Source organism: Sphingobium sp. R-21 (genome assembly GCF_049913335.1).
Lineage (GTDB): Bacteria > Pseudomonadota > Alphaproteobacteria > Sphingomonadales > Sphingomonadaceae > Sphingobium.
Window position 1 is genome coordinate 513,570 of sequence record NZ_CP184374.1, and the last position, 16,742, is coordinate 530,311.

The 16,742-nt window shown below is 64.0% G+C and carries 18 protein-coding genes and 3 tRNA genes; 12 read left to right on the plus strand and 9 right to left on the minus strand.

Annotation, left to right across the window (positions count from 1 at the left end; translation table 11 throughout):
* Positions 1-149: 149 nt before the first annotated feature.
* A complete protein-coding gene (locus ACN9MX_RS02410) occupies positions 150-533 on the minus strand; it encodes an EF-hand domain-containing protein (protein ID WP_363825260.1) in 384 nt (127 codons plus the stop codon).
* 252 nt (positions 534-785) lie between these two features.
* Between ACN9MX_RS02410 and purB the strand changes: the two genes are divergently transcribed.
* Positions 786-2,099 (plus strand): adenylosuccinate lyase, encoded by a 1,314-nt coding sequence (purB, locus tag ACN9MX_RS02415; RefSeq protein ID WP_363825263.1) that lies wholly within the window; start codon positions 786-788, stop codon positions 2,097-2,099.
* Between the two features lie 49 nt (positions 2,100-2,148).
* On the opposite strand, the gene ACN9MX_RS02420 is transcribed toward purB, so the two are convergent.
* The 3 genes from ACN9MX_RS02420 to ACN9MX_RS02430 all read right to left on the minus strand — a co-directional run bounded on the left by ACN9MX_RS02420 (position 2,149) and on the right by ACN9MX_RS02430 (position 3,883).
* Positions 2,149-3,195 carry a LacI family DNA-binding transcriptional regulator gene (locus ACN9MX_RS02420; RefSeq protein ID WP_363825265.1) on the minus strand — a complete coding sequence of 349 codons (1,047 nt, stop codon included), beginning with the start codon at positions 3,193-3,195 and terminating at the stop codon, positions 2,149-2,151.
* A gap of 213 nt (positions 3,196-3,408) precedes the next feature.
* Positions 3,409-3,485: transfer RNA gene (locus tag ACN9MX_RS02425), tRNA-Pro, on the minus strand.
* 104 nt (positions 3,486-3,589) lie between these two features.
* Positions 3,590-3,883: a JAB domain-containing protein gene (locus tag ACN9MX_RS02430; protein ID WP_363735228.1), complete on the minus strand. Its 294-nt coding sequence runs from the start codon at positions 3,881-3,883 to the stop codon at positions 3,590-3,592.
* A 157-nt stretch (positions 3,884-4,040) separates the two neighbouring features.
* On the opposite strand from ACN9MX_RS02430, the gene thyA reads away from it, so the two are divergent.
* From thyA to ACN9MX_RS02450, 4 genes are all read left to right on the plus strand, one after another.
* Entirely contained in the window at positions 4,041-4,976 is a 936-nt protein-coding gene (gene thyA / locus ACN9MX_RS02435) for a thymidylate synthase (protein ID WP_363735227.1), read from the plus strand.
* Positions 4,977-5,083: 107 nt separating this feature from the next.
* Complete coding sequence (locus tag ACN9MX_RS02440; protein ID WP_363735226.1) at positions 5,084-6,379, plus strand: 3-methyl-2-oxobutanoate dehydrogenase (2-methylpropanoyl-transferring) subunit alpha; 1,296 nt, start codon at positions 5,084-5,086, stop codon at positions 6,377-6,379.
* 50 nt (positions 6,380-6,429) lie between these two features.
* The gene (locus ACN9MX_RS02445; protein ID WP_363826582.1) at positions 6,430-7,434 is read left to right on the plus strand and encodes an alpha-ketoacid dehydrogenase subunit beta; all 1,005 of its coding nucleotides are present in this window, start codon (positions 6,430-6,432) and stop codon (positions 7,432-7,434) included.
* Positions 7,435-7,443: 9 nt separating this feature from the next.
* Complete coding sequence (locus tag ACN9MX_RS02450; protein WP_363825268.1) at positions 7,444-8,742, plus strand: dihydrolipoamide acetyltransferase family protein; 1,299 nt, start codon at positions 7,444-7,446, stop codon at positions 8,740-8,742.
* 95 nt (positions 8,743-8,837) lie between these two features.
* On the opposite strand, the gene ACN9MX_RS02455 is transcribed toward ACN9MX_RS02450, so the two are convergent.
* On the minus strand, positions 8,838-9,305 hold the full coding sequence (locus tag ACN9MX_RS02455; RefSeq protein ID WP_363825271.1) for a hypothetical protein: 468 nt from the start codon (positions 9,303-9,305) through the stop codon (positions 8,838-8,840).
* Between the two features lie 276 nt (positions 9,306-9,581).
* Here ACN9MX_RS02455 and ACN9MX_RS02460 point away from each other — a divergent pair, with 276 nt between their 5' ends.
* The 5 genes from ACN9MX_RS02460 to ACN9MX_RS02480 all read left to right on the plus strand — a co-directional run bounded on the left by ACN9MX_RS02460 (position 9,582) and on the right by ACN9MX_RS02480 (position 11,926).
* Positions 9,582-10,736, plus strand: coding sequence for an AI-2E family transporter (locus ACN9MX_RS02460; RefSeq protein WP_363735223.1), 1,155 nt, complete (start codon positions 9,582-9,584; stop codon positions 10,734-10,736).
* Between the two features lie 41 nt (positions 10,737-10,777).
* Positions 10,778-10,854, plus strand: a tRNA-Asp gene (locus ACN9MX_RS02465).
* A gap of 81 nt (positions 10,855-10,935) precedes the next feature.
* Positions 10,936-11,012, plus strand: a tRNA-Asp gene (locus tag ACN9MX_RS02470).
* Between the two features lie 288 nt (positions 11,013-11,300).
* A complete protein-coding gene (locus ACN9MX_RS02475) occupies positions 11,301-11,525 on the plus strand; it encodes a hypothetical protein (RefSeq protein WP_363825274.1) in 225 nt (74 codons plus the stop codon).
* A 149-nt stretch (positions 11,526-11,674) separates the two neighbouring features.
* On the plus strand, positions 11,675-11,926 hold the full coding sequence (locus ACN9MX_RS02480; RefSeq protein ID WP_363825277.1) for a hypothetical protein: 252 nt from the start codon (positions 11,675-11,677) through the stop codon (positions 11,924-11,926).
* Positions 11,927-11,976: 50 nt separating this feature from the next.
* On the opposite strand, the gene ACN9MX_RS02485 is transcribed toward ACN9MX_RS02480, so the two are convergent.
* The 4 genes from ACN9MX_RS02485 to ACN9MX_RS02500 form a co-directional block, all read right to left on the minus strand.
* Entirely contained in the window at positions 11,977-12,219 is a 243-nt protein-coding gene (locus ACN9MX_RS02485; RefSeq protein ID WP_363735221.1) for a DUF2842 domain-containing protein, read from the minus strand.
* On the minus strand, positions 12,216-12,794 hold the full coding sequence (locus tag ACN9MX_RS02490; RefSeq protein ID WP_363825280.1) for a 5-formyltetrahydrofolate cyclo-ligase: 579 nt from the start codon (positions 12,792-12,794) through the stop codon (positions 12,216-12,218). Before ACN9MX_RS02490 ends, ACN9MX_RS02485 begins: the two co-directional genes overlap by 4 nt.
* 199 nt (positions 12,795-12,993) lie before the next feature.
* Positions 12,994-13,329, minus strand: coding sequence for a cell division protein ZapA (locus ACN9MX_RS02495; RefSeq protein WP_363735218.1), 336 nt, complete (start codon positions 13,327-13,329; stop codon positions 12,994-12,996).
* The gene (locus ACN9MX_RS02500; protein WP_363825283.1) at positions 13,322-13,528 is read right to left on the minus strand and encodes a hypothetical protein; all 207 of its coding nucleotides are present in this window, start codon (positions 13,526-13,528) and stop codon (positions 13,322-13,324) included. The genes ACN9MX_RS02495 and ACN9MX_RS02500 overlap by 8 nt, the downstream gene beginning before the upstream one ends.
* Before the next feature lie 173 nt (positions 13,529-13,701).
* Here ACN9MX_RS02500 and tkt point away from each other — a divergent pair, with 173 nt between their 5' ends.
* Complete coding sequence (gene tkt / locus ACN9MX_RS02505; protein WP_363825286.1) at positions 13,702-15,669, plus strand: transketolase; 1,968 nt, start codon at positions 13,702-13,704, stop codon at positions 15,667-15,669.
* Between the two features lie 28 nt (positions 15,670-15,697).
* On the plus strand, positions 15,698-16,708 hold the full coding sequence (gene gap, locus ACN9MX_RS02510; RefSeq protein WP_363735212.1) for a type I glyceraldehyde-3-phosphate dehydrogenase: 1,011 nt from the start codon (positions 15,698-15,700) through the stop codon (positions 16,706-16,708).
* Positions 16,709-16,742 lie beyond the last annotated feature (34 nt).

The window sequence follows — 16,742 nt, forward strand, 5'->3', positions numbered from 1 at the left end:
CAGGAGCGCCCGACCTGCGTCATATCTGACGCAGCATGCCCGCATGCCCTGCAAATGGCAAAAAAAAGAGGCGGCATGGCCTTCGCTCCATGCCGCCCCATGATGCGACCCTCACGGGGCTCTGTCCCGCCTGGGCGGGCTATTTTATCCTATGCGGCGCCGCCGCTGAGATAGACGATCAACTCCGGTTTGCTGATCGTCGCGCTCTTGTCGGTATCGGCGGTGACGAACGCGCCGTCGGCCCAGGCGGTGACTTCTGCGGGGGGAAGGGATTTTCCGGTCGCCTTCAGTTCCTGATCCTTCAGCGCCACCATCCAGCGTGAAAATTCCGCCTTGTCGAGCTGCCCGTCATGATTCTGGTCATAGGCGGGGAATTCCGTGTCCACGATCGACGCCACCGCGTCGCCCGATGTCGCAGGCTGCGCCTGTTGTCCTTCCGGCGCGGCGGGAGCCGTCTGCTGGGGCGCGGCCGCCTGCGCCCATGCCGATGGCGCAACCAAAAGGGCGCTCGCCAGAAAAAATGCGCGGATCATCACCTGCTCCACATCCACCGTCTGATGTCATCCTGGACAATAGCCAAATAAAACATGTGGTTCCTGAATTTTTGTTCATGTTGCACCACTGGTCTTTCGATTCGTATCGGTTCGCCGCCGATGCTGCGATTAATGGGATGAAGTACGGGAATTCAGTGGGTTCCATTCCGCCTTTCCGGCTGATTTGCCCCCGAAAGGCGCTGCTGCTAGGCCGCGCATCGACTTTCAACTCATGCACGCAGGATTCGCCCGATGGTTCCCCGTTATGCCCGCCCGCAAATGACCGCCCTCTGGGAGCCGGAGGCCCGCTTCAAGATCTGGTTCGAGATCGAGGCGCACGCGACAGAAAAACTGGGCGAACTGGGCGTGGTGCCGCCGTCCGCCGCCAAGGCGCTGTGGGACTGGTGGGCGACAAATCCCGCGATCGACGTGGCCGCCATCGATGCCATCGAGGCCGTGACCAAGCATGATGTCATCGCCTTCCTAACCTGGGTTGCGGAGCAGGTGGGAGAGGAAGCCCGCTTCATGCATCAGGGCATGACCTCCAGCGACGTGCTGGACACCTGCCTTGCCGTGCAACTGAGCCGCGCCGCCGACATCCTGATCGACGATCTCGACAAGCTGCTGGAGGTCATCAAGCGCCGCGCCTATGAGCATAAGCTGACGCCCACCATCGGCCGCAGCCATGGCATCCATGCCGAGCCGGTCACCTTCGGCCTGAAAATGGCCGAGGCCTATGCGGAGTTCAGCCGCTGCAAGGCTCGGCTGATCTCGGCTCGGGCCGAGGTTGCGACCTGCGCCATTTCCGGCGCGGTCGGCACATTCGCCAATATCGACCCGCGCGTCGAGGAGCATGTGGCCGAGAAGCTGGGCCTAGCCATCGAGCCGGTGTCGACGCAGGTCATTCCGCGCGACCGTCACGCGATGTTCTTCGCGACGCTGGGCGTGATCGCCTCCTCCATCGAGCGGCTCGCCACCGAGGTCCGCCACCTTCAGCGCACCGAGGTTCTGGAGGCGGAGGAATATTTCTCGCCCGGCCAGAAGGGCAGCTCCGCCATGCCGCACAAGCGCAATCCGGTGCTGACGGAGAATCTGACCGGCCTTGCCCGCATGGTCCGCAGCTATGCGCTGCCGGCGATGGAGAATGTGGCGCTCTGGCATGAGCGCGACATCAGCCATTCGTCCGTGGAGCGCTATATCGGGCCCGATGCCACCATCACGCTGGACTTCGCGCTGGGCCGCCTGACCGGCGTCATCGACAAGCTGTTGGTCTACCCTGAGCGGATGATGAAGAATTTGGACAAGATGGGCGGCCTCGTCCACTCGCAGCGGGTGTTGCTGGCGTTGACCCAGGCCGGCGTGAGCCGCGAGGACAGCTACCGCTATGTCCAGCGCAATGCGATGAAGGTGTGGGAATCGGACGGCCAGCTATCTTTGATGGAATTGCTGAAGGCGGATGCGGACGTGGCGGCGGCGCTCCCGGCCGAGCAGATCGAGGAGAAATTCAACCTCGACTATCATTTCCGTCAGGTCGACACGATCTTCCGCCGGGTGTTCGGGGAATAGGGATCGCGCGGGCCCGGCACGTCATGCCGGGCCGTCCTTCTCGAAGGATTCAATGCGGAACGGCGTCCGATTGCCGCCGGACCAGTTCATAGTCGAGCAGCAGATGAGCGGGCGTTTCGTCCGACTTGCCCTTGCGCGCCCTGATCCGCTTCACCAGCAATTCGACGGCCGCGCGCGACATGGCGCTGATCGGCTGGCGGATGGTGGTCAATTCCGGCCAGATCGTGGTCGCCAGCGACGTGTCGTCGAAGCCGCAGACGGTCAGGTCGCCCGGCACGTCCAGCCCGCTGCGATGGGCAATGGCCACGGCTGCCGCCGCCATGTCGTCATTGCTGGCGAAGATCGCGGTCGGAGGCTCGGGCAGCGCCAGGATCCGCTCCGCCGCATCCAGCCCGGAGCGGTAGGTGAAATAGCCCTGCTGGACCAGCGTCTCGTCCGGCGTGATGCCCGCTTCGACCAGCGCGTCGCCATAGCCTTCGAAGCGGCGCCGGCTGGCGCTCTGGTTCGGGTGGCCCTTGATGAAGCCGATGCGCCGATGCCCAAGCGCGATCAGATGGCGCATCATCGCCAGTGCCGCCGCATGATCGTCGATGCTGACGGCCGACATGTCGGCGGGCGCTTCGCCCGTGGCGACGGCGACCGCCACGATGTCCGCCGCCTTCAGCGCATCCTTCATCGCCTGGTGGTCGCACAGCGGCGGCGGCAGGATGACGCCGTTGATCCGGCCGCGCAGCAAATGCTCGACGACCGTGTCGACGGCGGTTTCCTCGTCCCATTTCTCCACCACCAGATCCACGCCGCTGCGGCTGGCCTGATCCAGGCTGCCGACCAGGAATTCGCTCAGATAGGAAGCCGACGGGTTGCTGTAGAGCAGGCTGATGCGGGTGTCTTCCCCGCCCGCCAGGCTGCGTGCGGCGGCGCTCGGCGAATAGTTGAGCGCGGCGATGGCCGCTTCCACCTTTTCCCTGGTGGCGCTCCTTACGATCTGTTCACCGTTGATGACCCGCGACACGGTCATGGGCGACACGCCCGCATGCTTGGCAACATCATTGATGGTAGGGGCGTTGCGCTGCCGCCTAGAGCTTCTCGGTTCCATGCGCGTAATGGTAACGGGAAGCTCGACCGATACTAAGCAAAATCCGCCATCATGCCTGCGCACCGCGTCAGATTATGTTCCTGCGCCGGTTATGGTCGCTCGCGCCCAGCAAGGCCACAGGCGGACGCGCTGGCGATATGGCGCAGGTCAGAGACGGATTTTGCTGTGACAGCATGTGGTCGCGGAGAGTCGCCGATTTTCTGATAGAAATATTGGTCGGGGAGAGAGGATTCGAACCTCCGGCCCCTGCCTCCCGAAGACAGTGCTCTACCAGGCTGAGCTACTCCCCGACCGATGGCGGGTCCGTTTAAAGGCGGTCCCGCCGGGCAGGCCGCAGCCTATAGAGGCGGCTTTTCCGGCTGGCAAGCGGCCGACGCGTTTTTTTTGGGGCATGCTATAAAAGCCCGGCCTGGCGGAAGCTGAACCGGCCTTTCCCGGTGCGGATGACATGGTCAGCCAATGCGATCTCGATCGGTCGCAGGCGCTTCGACAAGGTCCGGGTCAGCCGGATGTCGGTCCAGCAGGGAAGGGGGCTGCCGGGCCGCTGCTGCTCGATCGCCAGCCAATGGCTGTCCCACCGCAGCAGCGCATCCACTGTCCTTTGCCAGTCTAGGTCTACGGGCAGCCGATGGAGTGCACGCCATTCGTCATCCAGGACGAGCAGGTTGAGGGAAGCAGGTTCGCGCATGGCGCGCAGAATGGGCCTGCGCCACGCGGCCGGTAGGGGAAGGCTGGTCCCTTTTCGAGTGAAGCGCGGGCAATCTCATCCGTTTCGCAGCATTTGGCGTCGGCTGGTCGCTTCGTTACAGGGGGACAGTATCCGCCAGAATCATGAAAGTGTCCGCATGGCATCCTCCGCACCCCATTATGAACAGCAATATCTGGACCTGATGCGGCAGATCTGGCTGCATGGAGATGAGCGGATCGATCGGACGGGCGTGGGCACGCGATCCATATTGGGCGCGACGATGCGCTTCTCGCTGGCTGACGAGGCCGTGCCGCTGCTGACGACCAAGCGGGTTTATTGGAAGGTCGCGGCGCGGGAAATGCTGTGGTTCCTGACCGGCGACACCAACATACGCGAACTGGTGCGGCAGGGCGTGCATATCTGGACGGACTGGCCGCTGGACAGCTACCGCAGGGCGACGGGGGAGGAGATAGACCGCGACGCGTTCGAGGCCCGTATTATCGAGGACGATGCCTTCGCGGCCCGCTGGGGCGATCTGGGGCCGGTCTATGGCGCGCAATGGGTGAACTGGCCGCGCTATGAAGAGGCCGGGGACGGGCTCTACCGCCGGGCTGCGCAGGGGCATAACCAGATCGCCGACCTGGTCGAGGCGATTCGGACCAGTCCCGGTTCGCGGCGCCTGCTGTTCACGGGCTGGAATGTGGCGGAGGTTTCGCGCATGGCGCTGCCGCCCTGCCACATGACCTATCAGTTCCAGGTTGCCGACGGGCGCCTGAACGGGCTGCTGTTCCAGCGGAGCTGCGATCTCGGGCTGGGCTTTGCCTTCAACATCTTCGGCTTGTCGATGATCACCCGGATGCTCGCGCAGCAATGCGATCTGGAGGCGGGCGAGGTGGTCTGGCAGGGTGGCGACGTGCACCTCTACCTCAACCATGCCGATCTGGTGGAGGAACAGATCGGACGAAATCCGTCGGGCCATCCCCGGCTGCGGATCAACCGGCGGCCTTCAAGCATTTTCGACTATCGGATCGAGGATTTCGAGGTCCTTGATTACGCGCCGCAAAGGCATATCGCCGCGCCCGTCGCTGTTTAGCGCAGAGCGGAAACGCGACGGAATGGGTCAGTAAGGCTTGCCTTTACCGGCGTTGTAATATAATAATTGCAGTCAGCAATAATATTGCAATGCACAAAGGAGGCAGGATGAGCGACCGGATCGATTCGGACGCGGCGAGGGCTGGGGCGGGACGCAATCTGCCGCCGCTGCGGCTGCATGTGCCGGAGCCGAAGTTCAGGCCGGGCGACACCGCCGATTTCAGCGATTTTGATATCCCGCTCGCTGGCGCGCAGGCGCGACCGGATGAAACGACCCAGCCCGGCGAGATGCGCGACCTGGCCTATGGGCTGGTCAGGGTGCTGGATGAAGATGGCGCCGCCGTCGGCCCCTGGGACCCGAAACTGCCGCCTGAGACGCTGCTCAGGATGCTGCGGGCCATGGCGCTGACGCGGGCGTTCGACGCGCGCATGTTCCGGGCGCAGCGGCAGGGCAAGACCAGCTTCTACATGAAGTCGACCGGCGAGGAGGCAGTGTCGATCGGCGCGGCGGCGGCTCTGGCGAGCGACGACATGTGCTTCCCCAGCTATCGCCAGCAGGGGATATTGATCGCGCGGGGCTGGCCGATCATCGACATGATGAACCAGATCTATTCGAACAAGGGCGACCGGCTGAAGGGCCGCCAGCTTCCGATCATGTATTCAGCGCGGGACGCCGCGTTCTTCTCCATCTCCGGCAATCTCACCACGCAATATCCGCAGGCGGTCGGCTGGGCCATGGCCAGCGCGGCGCGGGGCGATACGCGGATCGCGGCAACCTGGTGCGGGGAAGGATCGACGGCGGAGGGCGACTTCCATTCGGCCTGCACCTTCGCCAGCGTCTATCGGGCGCCGGTCATCATGAATGTCGTGAACAACCAGTGGGCGATCAGCAGCTTTTCCGGTTTTGCAGGGGCAGAGGCGACGACCTTCGCGGCGCGGGCCATCGGCTATGGCATTGCGGGCCTCAGGGTCGACGGCAACGACGCGCTGGCGGTCTATGCCGCGACGCGCTGGGCCGCCGACAGGGCGCGGGCCAATGCGGGGCCGACCCTGATCGAACATTTCACCTATCGGGTCGAAGGGCACAGCACGTCGGACGATCCCAGCGCCTATCGCTCCGCTGACGAGGCAAGCCATTGGCCGCTGGGCGATCCCATCGCGCGCCTGAAAAAGCATTGCATCGCGCTCGGCATCTGGGACGAGGATCGGCACGCTGCGATGGACAGGGAACTGGCCGAAATGGTCCGCGACGCTGCGCGGGAGGCGGAGAAGAACGGCATTCTGGGTCATGGTCTCCACCATCCGATGGAATCGATGTTCGAGGATGTGTTCGAGGAGATGCCCTGGCACCTGCGCGAGCAGCAGCAGAAAATGCTCGACGAATGGAAGGCAGCCGGCCTGTGAGCGACATGATGAGCGAAGCTGTGACGGAAGCCCGTGGCGATACCGTGCAGATGAACATGATCCAGGCGATCAACAGCGCGCTGGACGTGATGATGGAGCGCGATCCCGATGTGGTCGTGATGGGCGAGGATGTCGGCTATTTCGGCGGCGTCTTCCGCGCGACGGCGGGGCTGCAGCAGAAATATGGCAAGAACCGGGTTTTTGATACGCCGATCACCGAATGCGGCATCATCGGCGTTGCGGTGGGCATGGGCGCCTATGGCCTGAGGCCGGTGCCGGAAATCCAGTTTGCCGACTATATCTATCCTGCGCTCGACCAGCTTGTGTCCGAAGCGGCTCGGCTGCGCTACCGCTCTGCCGGGGAGTTCATCTCGCCCATGACGGTACGCTCGCCCTTTGGCGGCGGCATTTTCGGGGGGCAGACGCACAGCCAGTCGCCTGAAGGTATCTTCACCCATGTGTCGGGCGTGAAGACTGTGATTCCATCGACCCCCTATGACGCCAAGGGCCTGTTGATCGCGTCCATAGAGGATAATGATCCCACGATTTTCTTCGAACCCAAGCGCATCTATAACGGGCCGTTCGACGGACATTACGACACCCCGGCCAGAAGCTGGTCCGGGCATGCGCAGGCGCAGGTTCCCACGGGCTATTACCGTATTCCGCTGGGCGAGGCGCGGGTGGCCCGCTCGGGCGAGGCGCTGACGGTGCTTTGCTATGGCACGATGGTCCATGTGGTCGAGAACGTCGTTGCGGAAATGGGCGTCGACGCGGAAATCCTCGACCTGCGCACGCTGGTGCCGCTGGATATCGGCGCAATCGAGCGGTCGGTGCGCAAGACCGGGCGCTGCATGATCGTGCATGAGGCGACCCGGACGAGCGGTTTCGGCGCGGAACTCTCCGCGCTGGTGCAGGAGCGGTGCTTCTACCATCTCGAAGCGCCGATCGAGCGCGTGACCGGATTCGACACGCCTTATCCGCACAGTCTGGAATGGGCCTATTTCCCTGGCCCGGTGCGCATTCGCGAGGCCATCAACAAGATTTTGAAGGATTGAGGGGCTGTCATGGCGCTTTATACGTTCAGGTTGCCGGACATCGGCGAAGGCATCGCAGAGGCGGAGATTGTCGGCTGGCATGTGAAGGTCGGCGACCGGATCGAGGAAGACCAGCCGATCGCCGACATGATGACCGACAAGGCGACGGTGGAAATGGAATCGCCGGTTGCCGGTACGGTGGTCCGGCTGGCCGGCGAGCCGGGGCAGCAGATCGCCATCGGATCGATGCTGGTGGAGATCGAGACGGAAGGAGAGGGCGACGCGCCTGTTCCTCGTGCCGAGGTGGCTCCGGCCCCAGCCGCCATGACGTCCCTTGCGAAACCGGCGGGGAAGGGTAACGGGCAGAGCGAGCCTGCTCCGATCGTCGCAGAAGGAAAGCCTGCCGCACCGGTTCCCTCGGCCACTCCTTCGGTCGCCCCCTCGCGGGACGAACGGGTGACGGCGAAGGCCGATGTGCTGGCTTCCCCCGCCGTTCGCGCGCGCGCCAGGGAACTCGGCGTCGATCTGTCGCAGGTGAAGCCGAGCGGCGATCATATCCGCCATTCCGATCTCGACGCTTTCCTCCTTTACGGATCGGGGCAGGGCTATCGCCCGGCCGGGCGCGGGGCAAGGCGGGCGGATGAGGAGGTGAAGGTCATCGGCCTGCGCCGCCGCATCGCGGAGAACATGGCCGCTTCGAAACGCGCCATCCCGCATTTCTCCTATGTGGAGGAGATCGACGTCACGGCGCTGGAGGCAACCCGCGAGCAGCTGAATGCCCATCGCGGCGACAAGCCGAAGCTCACCCTGCTGCCGCTCCTGATCGTCGCGATCTGCCGCGCGCTGCCCGAATTTCCGATGCTGAATGCCCGCTATGACGATGAAGTGGGGGTGGTGACGCGCTACGGCGCCGTGCACATGGGAATCGCGACCCAGACCGACGCCGGGCTGATGGTGCCGGTGATCCGCGATGCGCAGGACCGCAATGTCTGGCAGCTCGCGGCGGAGATCAAGCGGCTGGCTGACACGGCGCGCGCCGGCAAGGCGAAGCCGGAGGAACTGTCCGGCTCGACCCTGACGCTGACCTCGCTGGGGCCGCTAGGCGGAGTGGCCACCACGCCGGTCATCAACCGGCCGGAAGTGGCGATCATCGGTCCAAACCGCATCATCGAGCGGCCGGTCTTCCGCGGCAGGGAAGTGGTCCCCGCCAAGCTCATGAATCTGTCGATCAGTTGCGACCATCGGGTGGTCGACGGCTGGGATGCGGCGAGCTTTGTCCAGGCAGTGCGGAAATTGCTGGAGACGCCGGTCCTGCTGTTTGCGGATTGATATGTCGGGAGGGGCGGTTCCAAGCCGTTTCTCCTCCCGTTCAGAAAAAGGCGACCGCGCCGGATCTGCCGATCCTGTCCCGGTCGCCATATCGCTCAGCGAACGGTAGCGCGATAGCTCAGCCGGCCGCTCTCCCCCGGTGAGATTTCGTCCGGCACGGTCCACCGGACATGGGTGATGTCGGCGGGCACGGCCCGGCGGTTGCCGCCAAGGGGCGTCGGCAGCCAAAGGTCGGCAATGCGGCCCCAATGGGCGCCGCCATCCACAGACACCTGCATGGCCGGATCGCTGAGGTCGAGCTGCGTCCCGCGAGGCACGGCGTTGGTGACGGCCAGGCCGCGCACCGGACGGCTGCCCTCATTGCGCCAGTTGACGACGAAGATAAGCTGGTCGCCCGATCCCGCCCGATCGGCGCTTTCCAGCACCCGGCGGGCGCGACCGTTGATGTCGGTGCTGACCCGTTCCACGAACATCTGCCGGTCCAGCCGGACGTCCTGCCGCGCTGACGCCGCCTCCGGCACTGCCACGCAGGCCAGGGCGATGAACAAAGCCCCCGATTTCATCACAGTCCCCCATGCTGTTGCGTGGCCGAATGTGGCAGCAGGTGCCGAAGATTTGGTTAAAACCTTGTTTCCCTTGCTATCCGTCCGTTTCGCTGATGTAAATCGCCCGGTCGGGGGAGCGCTGCGCTGAATCAGGCGCAGGTCGCGTGCTCCAGATTTCATTGCCGCCTCTTTTCAAGCCGAAAACCGGTTCCCGCTTTCCCGCACGATGCTCGAAATTGACGGATCGGAACTGCCGGTGCAGAAACGGGGCGGCGGGCAAGGACATTTTCAGGCGTGACACCCCAGGAGCAGCAGGAGATCAACCGGCGGCGGGACCGATTGCTGGCGTCGATAGCGTTGACGACCGGCATCGGGCTGATCCTCGCGCTGCCCTTTGCCCTGCGGGAAGGGGCGGAATTTTTTCTGCCGCTGACGGCCGCATTGGTGATCGCCATTGCGCTGGTGCCGTTCCTAGAGTGGATGGAGCGGCGAGGCGTGCCATCCACGCTGGCGGCGCTGACGGCATTGATCGCCTTCCTGGTGGTGGCGAATACGGCCCTGGTGCTGATCGTCGTGCCGGCGGCCGACTGGTTCCGGTTGCTGCCAGAGCGTCTGCCCCAGATTCAGAACAATCTCGCGCCCCTGATCGATTTCTATTCGCAGCTCCAGCGCTTCGTGGACGAGACGGTGCAGATGCTGGCGACCGGCCCGGTGGCAGCGGCGCAGACGGCCGCGGTGGACGCGCCCCGATCGCTGCTTCAGTTCGCGGCCACCTCCGCCCCGGCGGCCATCATCCAGATGGTGTTCGCGCTGCTCATCATCTATTTCTTCCTTGCGGGCTGGACGCGGCTGCGGCGTCGGACGATCAACAGCCGGGGCAGTTTCGACGGCGCCATGGCGGTCGCGCGGGTGATCCAGAATGTGGTCGACGCGACATCCGCCTATGTCCTCACCATCGCGACGATCAACCTGTGCCTCGGCCTGGCGGTCGCGCTGGCGCTATGGCTGATCGGCATGCCTTCGCCGCTGATGTGGGGCGGCATCGTCGCGCTGCTGAACTTCGTCCCTTATTTCGGGCCGATGCTGGCGGCGGCGCTGCTGGCGCTCGGCGGGCTCATGGTGTTCGACGATGTGTGGAAGGCGCTGCTGCCGGCGGCCTTGCAGGTCGGATTCCATCTGGTGGAGGCCAATGTCATAACGCCAACGATATTGGGCCGGCGGCTGACCATGAATCCCCTGCTGATTCTGGTGTCGCTGACCTTTTGGGGATGGGTGTGGGGAACGCCGGGCGCCTTGCTGGGCGTGCCGTTGCTGATCATCATCCAGACCGTCGTGTCGGCCGCCGGAACCCCGGATATCGCCGGTTTCCTGTTCGAGCGCGGGACGCTGACGGTCGACCCGCGCAAAGAAAATGACGAAAGCCGCGAAACTGATGTTGCAGGCAGTTGACAGGGGGAACGGGGCCGCATAGATGCCCGCCCACACCGAACGCGGGTGTAGCTCAGTTGGTTAGAGCGCCGGCCTGTCACGCCGGAGGTCGCGGGTTCGAGCCCCGTCACTCGCGCCACTCTCTTCAGGAGGGTCGGAAGGTTTTCCAGATCAGCATCGTCTGGTGGCCCGCATGGGTCACGCCAAGATGCCGCCCTGCGCGGGTGTAGCTCAGTTGGTTAGAGCGCCGGCCTGTCACGCCGGAGGTCGCGGGTTCGAGCCCCGTCACTCGCGCCATTCTTCAAGATCAAAATGATATGCTGTTGGACGAGGCCTTCGCCTTTCGTTCATCAACAATGGCTGATTTCCGACGTTTTTCGTCGAAGTTCACAGTGTATGCGCGCGCGTGCCTGGGCGCGCGTATGCGTTGCGTATCGGACATTTCAAAGAGGCTGGGAGGATAGGCCGGTCGGGGTGAAATAGGACAGGCTGAATTTCGGGCTGTTGGAAAAATAGGAAGTTTTTCGAGGATGTTGTGGCCGATGGGTCACGCATCATTCCCGGCGGCCGTCAGGGACGGTGGGGATGACAGACGGTCTGGAAGCGACCAACTGCGATCGTTCAATCCAGCCTAAGCGTCCGCCGAAAGTTGCCGTTGGCTTGATTGAAAATTCAGCTTACCTGTCACTGCATGCGGCGATTTCTAAAGGCGCTCACGTCGAGATATTTCTTCATCACCATCTTTGCCCCTATATTGTGGGTGGTGATTGCATTGCAGATAGGCGACGCCTTAGAGCTTATCACTCCTGACTATCGGCAGATCATTTTTTGGCTGTCGGTTGCCTATGGCATCTCGGTCCTGCTTGCCCTGCGTTACGACGACCCGGATAATCCCTAATGGCGGCACCAGCGCAATCCCGACCATTTGCAGTCGTCCCACAAACCCATATGATTGCCCGATGACGGTCATTCGCACCTACCTGCTAGAGACACTTCAGCGCGTCGCCGATGGTGGCGACATTGAGCAAGATGAACTCGACGCCGCCGTGCCGAATCCGCTGGCCCTCGACCCGCTGGAAAAGGATGCTTGGGAGCAATTGAGCCACTGGGCAGACGACGCAGACATTCGGCAAAAAGACCCGAATTATGCGACGTTCAAGCGTGACTGGATGCGAGATCGCATAGCGGCATTAAAAGCGGACGACAGCTAACTGCTGTCAGCGTGTCGGAACCCGCCGTTCTGCTTTCCACCCAAAATTGCCTAAAAACCGCGCCAGCGTCCGGTCTCCATCCAGGCTAGCAGGCGCTTGAGCGGCAATATCCATATCCAGACCAGCCCAAGAAAGACGTAAACCGGCACCTGCACCACCATCGGCAGCCGCCCGATCGGGCCTGACAGGCTGCCCACCAGCACGGCCCAGAGCGCGATCAGGCCCAGGATCATGAACATGCCCGCCGGCTTGCGCCAGCTTGGCTTGTAGGCGGGCCGTGGGTCCGGGTTCATTCCTCATATCCTTCGATCAGTTCGACTTCGGTCAGGATCAGGTGGAGCGGCAAGTCCCATGGATCGGCGGGGAGGGCGTCATGTTCCTGCACCGACCAGCCCAGCCCCACCCTCAAGGCATCGGGATAGCGGGCGAACACCCGGTCATAATAGCCGCCGCCCTGGCCCAGCCGGTTCATCGCCCGGTCAAATCCCACCAGGGGCGCGATGATGACGTCGGGCGTCGCCGGATCGCCCACGGGTTCGGGATGGCTGGTGCCGAACAGGCCCGGGAAAAGCTGATCCTCCGGGTTCCAGTGCACGAAATCCATGCTGCCCAGCCGATCCAGCACGCGCGGCAGTGCCAGCGTCTTGCCCATGGCCTGCAAGGGCGCGGCCAGCCTCTGCGCGGGCGCCTCATCGTCCAGTCCCATATAGAGAGCCACGGTCCTGGCCTGCGCCAGCCGCTGTGCCAGGGGCGAAGGAACCACCTTGAAGGCCAGCCGGTGCGCCAGCGGATCGAGCGAAGCCACAAAGGCGCGCCGCCTCTGCCGGGCGATGGCACGCAGGGTCGCCTTGTCGGTATCGTCGCTCATCGGTGGCCTTGAACCGGGGGAGGAAGGGTGACGGGACCGCCTCGGCCGTGTGCTGGAAAATCCTCTGACGCCTCAACGTCAGGTGGGAACCATGTAGATCGGGCCAGAGCCCGCCCAGGGACAGCCCCCGTGGATGTGATTATCGCCTCAGGGATGTTCGCTAAAGCTCGATACCGCGCAGTACCCGTCGCTTCCCTATTTAGGCTCGGGACGCGGCGGCGACAAGCCTCTCGCGCAGCTTTTCTATGCGCGTGGTGAGGGATTCGACTGCACGGACGGCGGGCTCGTCCTCCGGCTCCAGCGCCAGGGTCTGTTGCCGCCCTATCGCTTCGCGCTTCAACTCGTTGAGTTCATCGGCCAGGAACAGTGCGGCGAACAGCAGCGTGCGCACTTCGGTCAGGCCCGGCGTGTTCTGCTGCGCCAGCCGCGCCTTGCGCTCGATCAGATTGGCGAGATGCGCCAGGTGCGCTTCCTCCCCGTCACGGCAGCGCAGGTCATAGACGCGCCCGGCGATGTGCAACGTGGTTTCAGCCACTTGCCTGCTCCTTCACATCCTGTCCCTTCAACTCGGTGATGAGGCCATCCAGCGACCGCAGCGCCGCGCGGGCGGCCGCAGCGTCGATGCCGGAGGCGGGGTCGGGTGCGGCCAAAACAAGGCCCTCCACATCCTGTTCGAGCCGGTCGATCGCGCCTTCCAGGGCCCGGATCGCCTGCATCATTCGGTCACTTGCCATGCCCTACGCATAGACAAAGTTTTCACCGCGCAAAAGCCGTCATTCGGCGGCTTGGCGCAGCCTGGGGGCCACCCGTGGTTGACGCCTTGTCCCGGAGGCGACAAAGGGGGCGCAATTTCGATTCGCTGGCCTTAACAGGGGGCCATAGACAAGCCAGGAAAGACGCCGCTTCCATGACTGTTTCCGACAAGTCCCTCGCCAACGCCATCCGGGCGCTTTCCATGGACGCGGTGCAGGCCGCGAACAGCGGCCATCCGGGCATGCCGATGGGCATGGCCGATGTCGCCACCGTGCTGTTCAAGGATTATCTGAAGTTCGATCCCAAGGCGCCCAAATGGGCCGACCGCGACCGTTTCGTGCTGTCGGCGGGCCATGGATCGATGCTGATCTACTCGCTGCTGCACCTGACCGGCTATGCGCGTCCGACCATCGAGGATATCGCGAATTTCCGTCAATTGGGCAGCCCCTGCGCCGGCCATCCGGAGAATTTCGAGCTGGCTGGGGTGGAAGCGACCACCGGGCCGCTGGGTTCCGGCCTCGCCACCGCGGTCGGCATGGCGATCGCCGAACGGCATCTCAATGCCCAGTTCGGCGACGATCTGGTCGACCACCGCACCTGGGTGCTGGCCGGCGACGGCTGCCTGATGGAGGGCATCAACCATGAGGCCATCGGTCTTGCGGGGCACCTGAACCTCGGCCGGCTGATCGTGCTGTGGGATGACAACAAGATCACCATCGACGGGGCGGTCGATCTGTCGAGCAGCGAGGATGTCCGCGCCCGCTATGCCGCGACCGGCTGGCATGTCGTGTCCTGCGACGGTCATGACGTGGCCGATGTGCGCCGCGCCATCGACGAAGCGCTGGCCGATCCGCGTCCCTCGCTGATCGCCTGCGCCACCAAGATCGGCTATGGCGCTCCCAACAAGGCGGGCACTTCGGGCGTCCACGGCTCTGCCCTGGGTGAAGCCGAAGTGGCTGCCGCCCGCGAGTTCCTCGGCTGGTCGGCCGAACCTTTCGTGATCCCCGAAGACATTGCCGCCGCCTGGAACGCCATCGGCGCCAGGGGCGGCGACGCCCATGCGGCCTGGGCCGATCGCCTTGGCTCCAGCGCGCAGAAGGCCGAGTTCGAGCGCCGCATGGCGGGCGAACTGCCCGCAGGCTTCTCGCTCGACGCCTATATCGACACGTTGATCGCCAATCCGCAGAAGGTGGCCACTCGCAAGGCAAGCGAACTGACGCTGGGCGCGATCAACGACCTTCTGCCTGAAACGCTGGGCGGCTCGGCGGACCTCACCGGCTCCAACAATACCAAGACCAAATCGACCGGGCCGCTGACCAGGGACGATTATGCCGGCCGTTACGTCTATTACGGCATTCGCGAGTTCGGCATGGCCTGCGCGATGAACGGCATGGCGCTGCATGGCGGCGTCATTCCTTATGGCGGCACCTTCCTGGTCTTTTCCGACTATATGCGCGGAGGCATTCGCCTCGCGGCGCTTCAGCAGATCCGCGCCATCCATGTGCTGACCCATGACTCCATCGGCCTGGGTGAGGACGGTCCCACCCACCAGCCGATCGAGCATGTCATGTCGCTGCGCATGATCCCGAACCTGGACGTCTATCGCCCGGCGGACATCGTCGAGACGGCAGAGTGCTGGGAACTGGCGCTGAAGGATGCAGACGGCCCGTCGGTTCTGGCGCTGACCCGCCAGAACCTGCCGCAGCTTCGCACCGAAAAGGCGGGCGAAAATCTCTCCGCCAGGGGCGCCTATCGCCTGAAGGCGGCGACGGCCGAGCGCAAGGTCGTGCTGGTCGCCACAGGGTCGGAGGTCGAGATCGCCGTCGCCACCGCCGCGCTGCTGGAAGAGCAGGGCATCGGCGCCGATATCGTCTCCATGCCGAGCTGGGCGCATTTCGATGCGCAGCCGCAGGCGTATAAGGATGATCTCCTTCCGCACCATGTCCTTCGCGCCTCAATTGAGGCAGGGACCACTTTCGGATGGGAGCGTTATGTCGGCATCGCCGGCCTGCGTTTCGGCATTGATACGTTCGGCGCTTCGGCTCCGGCGGAGGTACTCTACGATCATTTCGGCCTGACCGCCGCCAAGATCGCGCCGCAGATCGTGGCCGCGCTCGACTGAAATTCAAACCAACCGGGAGACAAGTGCAGTGGCAACGAAGGTAGCAATCAACGGTTTCGGCCGCATCGGCCGTCTGGTGGCCCGGGCGATCCTTTCGCGCACCGACCATGATCTGGAACTGGTGAGCATCAACGACCTGGGCGACGCCAAGTCGAACGCCCTGCTGTTCAAGCGCGACTCCGTGCACGGCAACTGGGCCGGCGAGGTGAGCGTCGACGGCGATGCCCTGATCATCAACGGCAAGCGTATCGCCGTGACCGCCGAACGCGACCCGGCCAAGCTGCCCCATGCCGCGCAGGGCGTGGACATCGCGCTGGAATGCACCGGCATTTTCGCGGACAAGGAAAAGGCCAGCGCGCATCTGACCGCGGGCGCCAAGCGCGTCGTCATCTCCGCACCCGCCACGGGTGTCGACAAGACCGTGGTCTTCGGCGTCAATCACGAGACGCTGAGCGCCGCCGACGTCGTCATCTCGAACGCGAGCTGCACCACCAACTGCCTCGCGCCGCTGGCGAAGGTCCTGCATGATGCCATCGGCATCGAAAAGGGCTTCATGACCACGATCCACAGCTACACCAACGACCAGAACACGCTGGACCAGCTTCACAAGGACATGCGCCGCGCCCGTGCTGCTGCCCTGTCGATGATCCCGACCACCACCGGCGCCGCGCGCGCCGTGGGAGAGGTGATGCCGGAACTGAAGGGCAAGCTGGATGGTTCGTCGGTGCGCGTGCCGACCCCGAACGTCTCGGTCGTGGACCTGAAGTTCATCGCCAGGCGCGCCACCACCGTCCAGGAAGTCAACGAACTGCTGAAGGCCGCCTCGGAAGCCGGCCCGCTGAAGGGCATTCTGGGCTATTCGGAAGAGCCGCTGGTGTCGATCGACTATAATGGCGACCCGCGCAGCTCCACCGTCGACAGCCTGGAAACGGCGGTGATCGACGGCACGCTGGTCCGCGTGCTCAGCTGGTACGACAATGAATGGGGCTTCTCGAACCGCATGATCGACACCACCGGCGTCGTGGCGAAGTTCCTCTAAAACGACACGAACCCCGCCGGACCGCTCCGGCGGG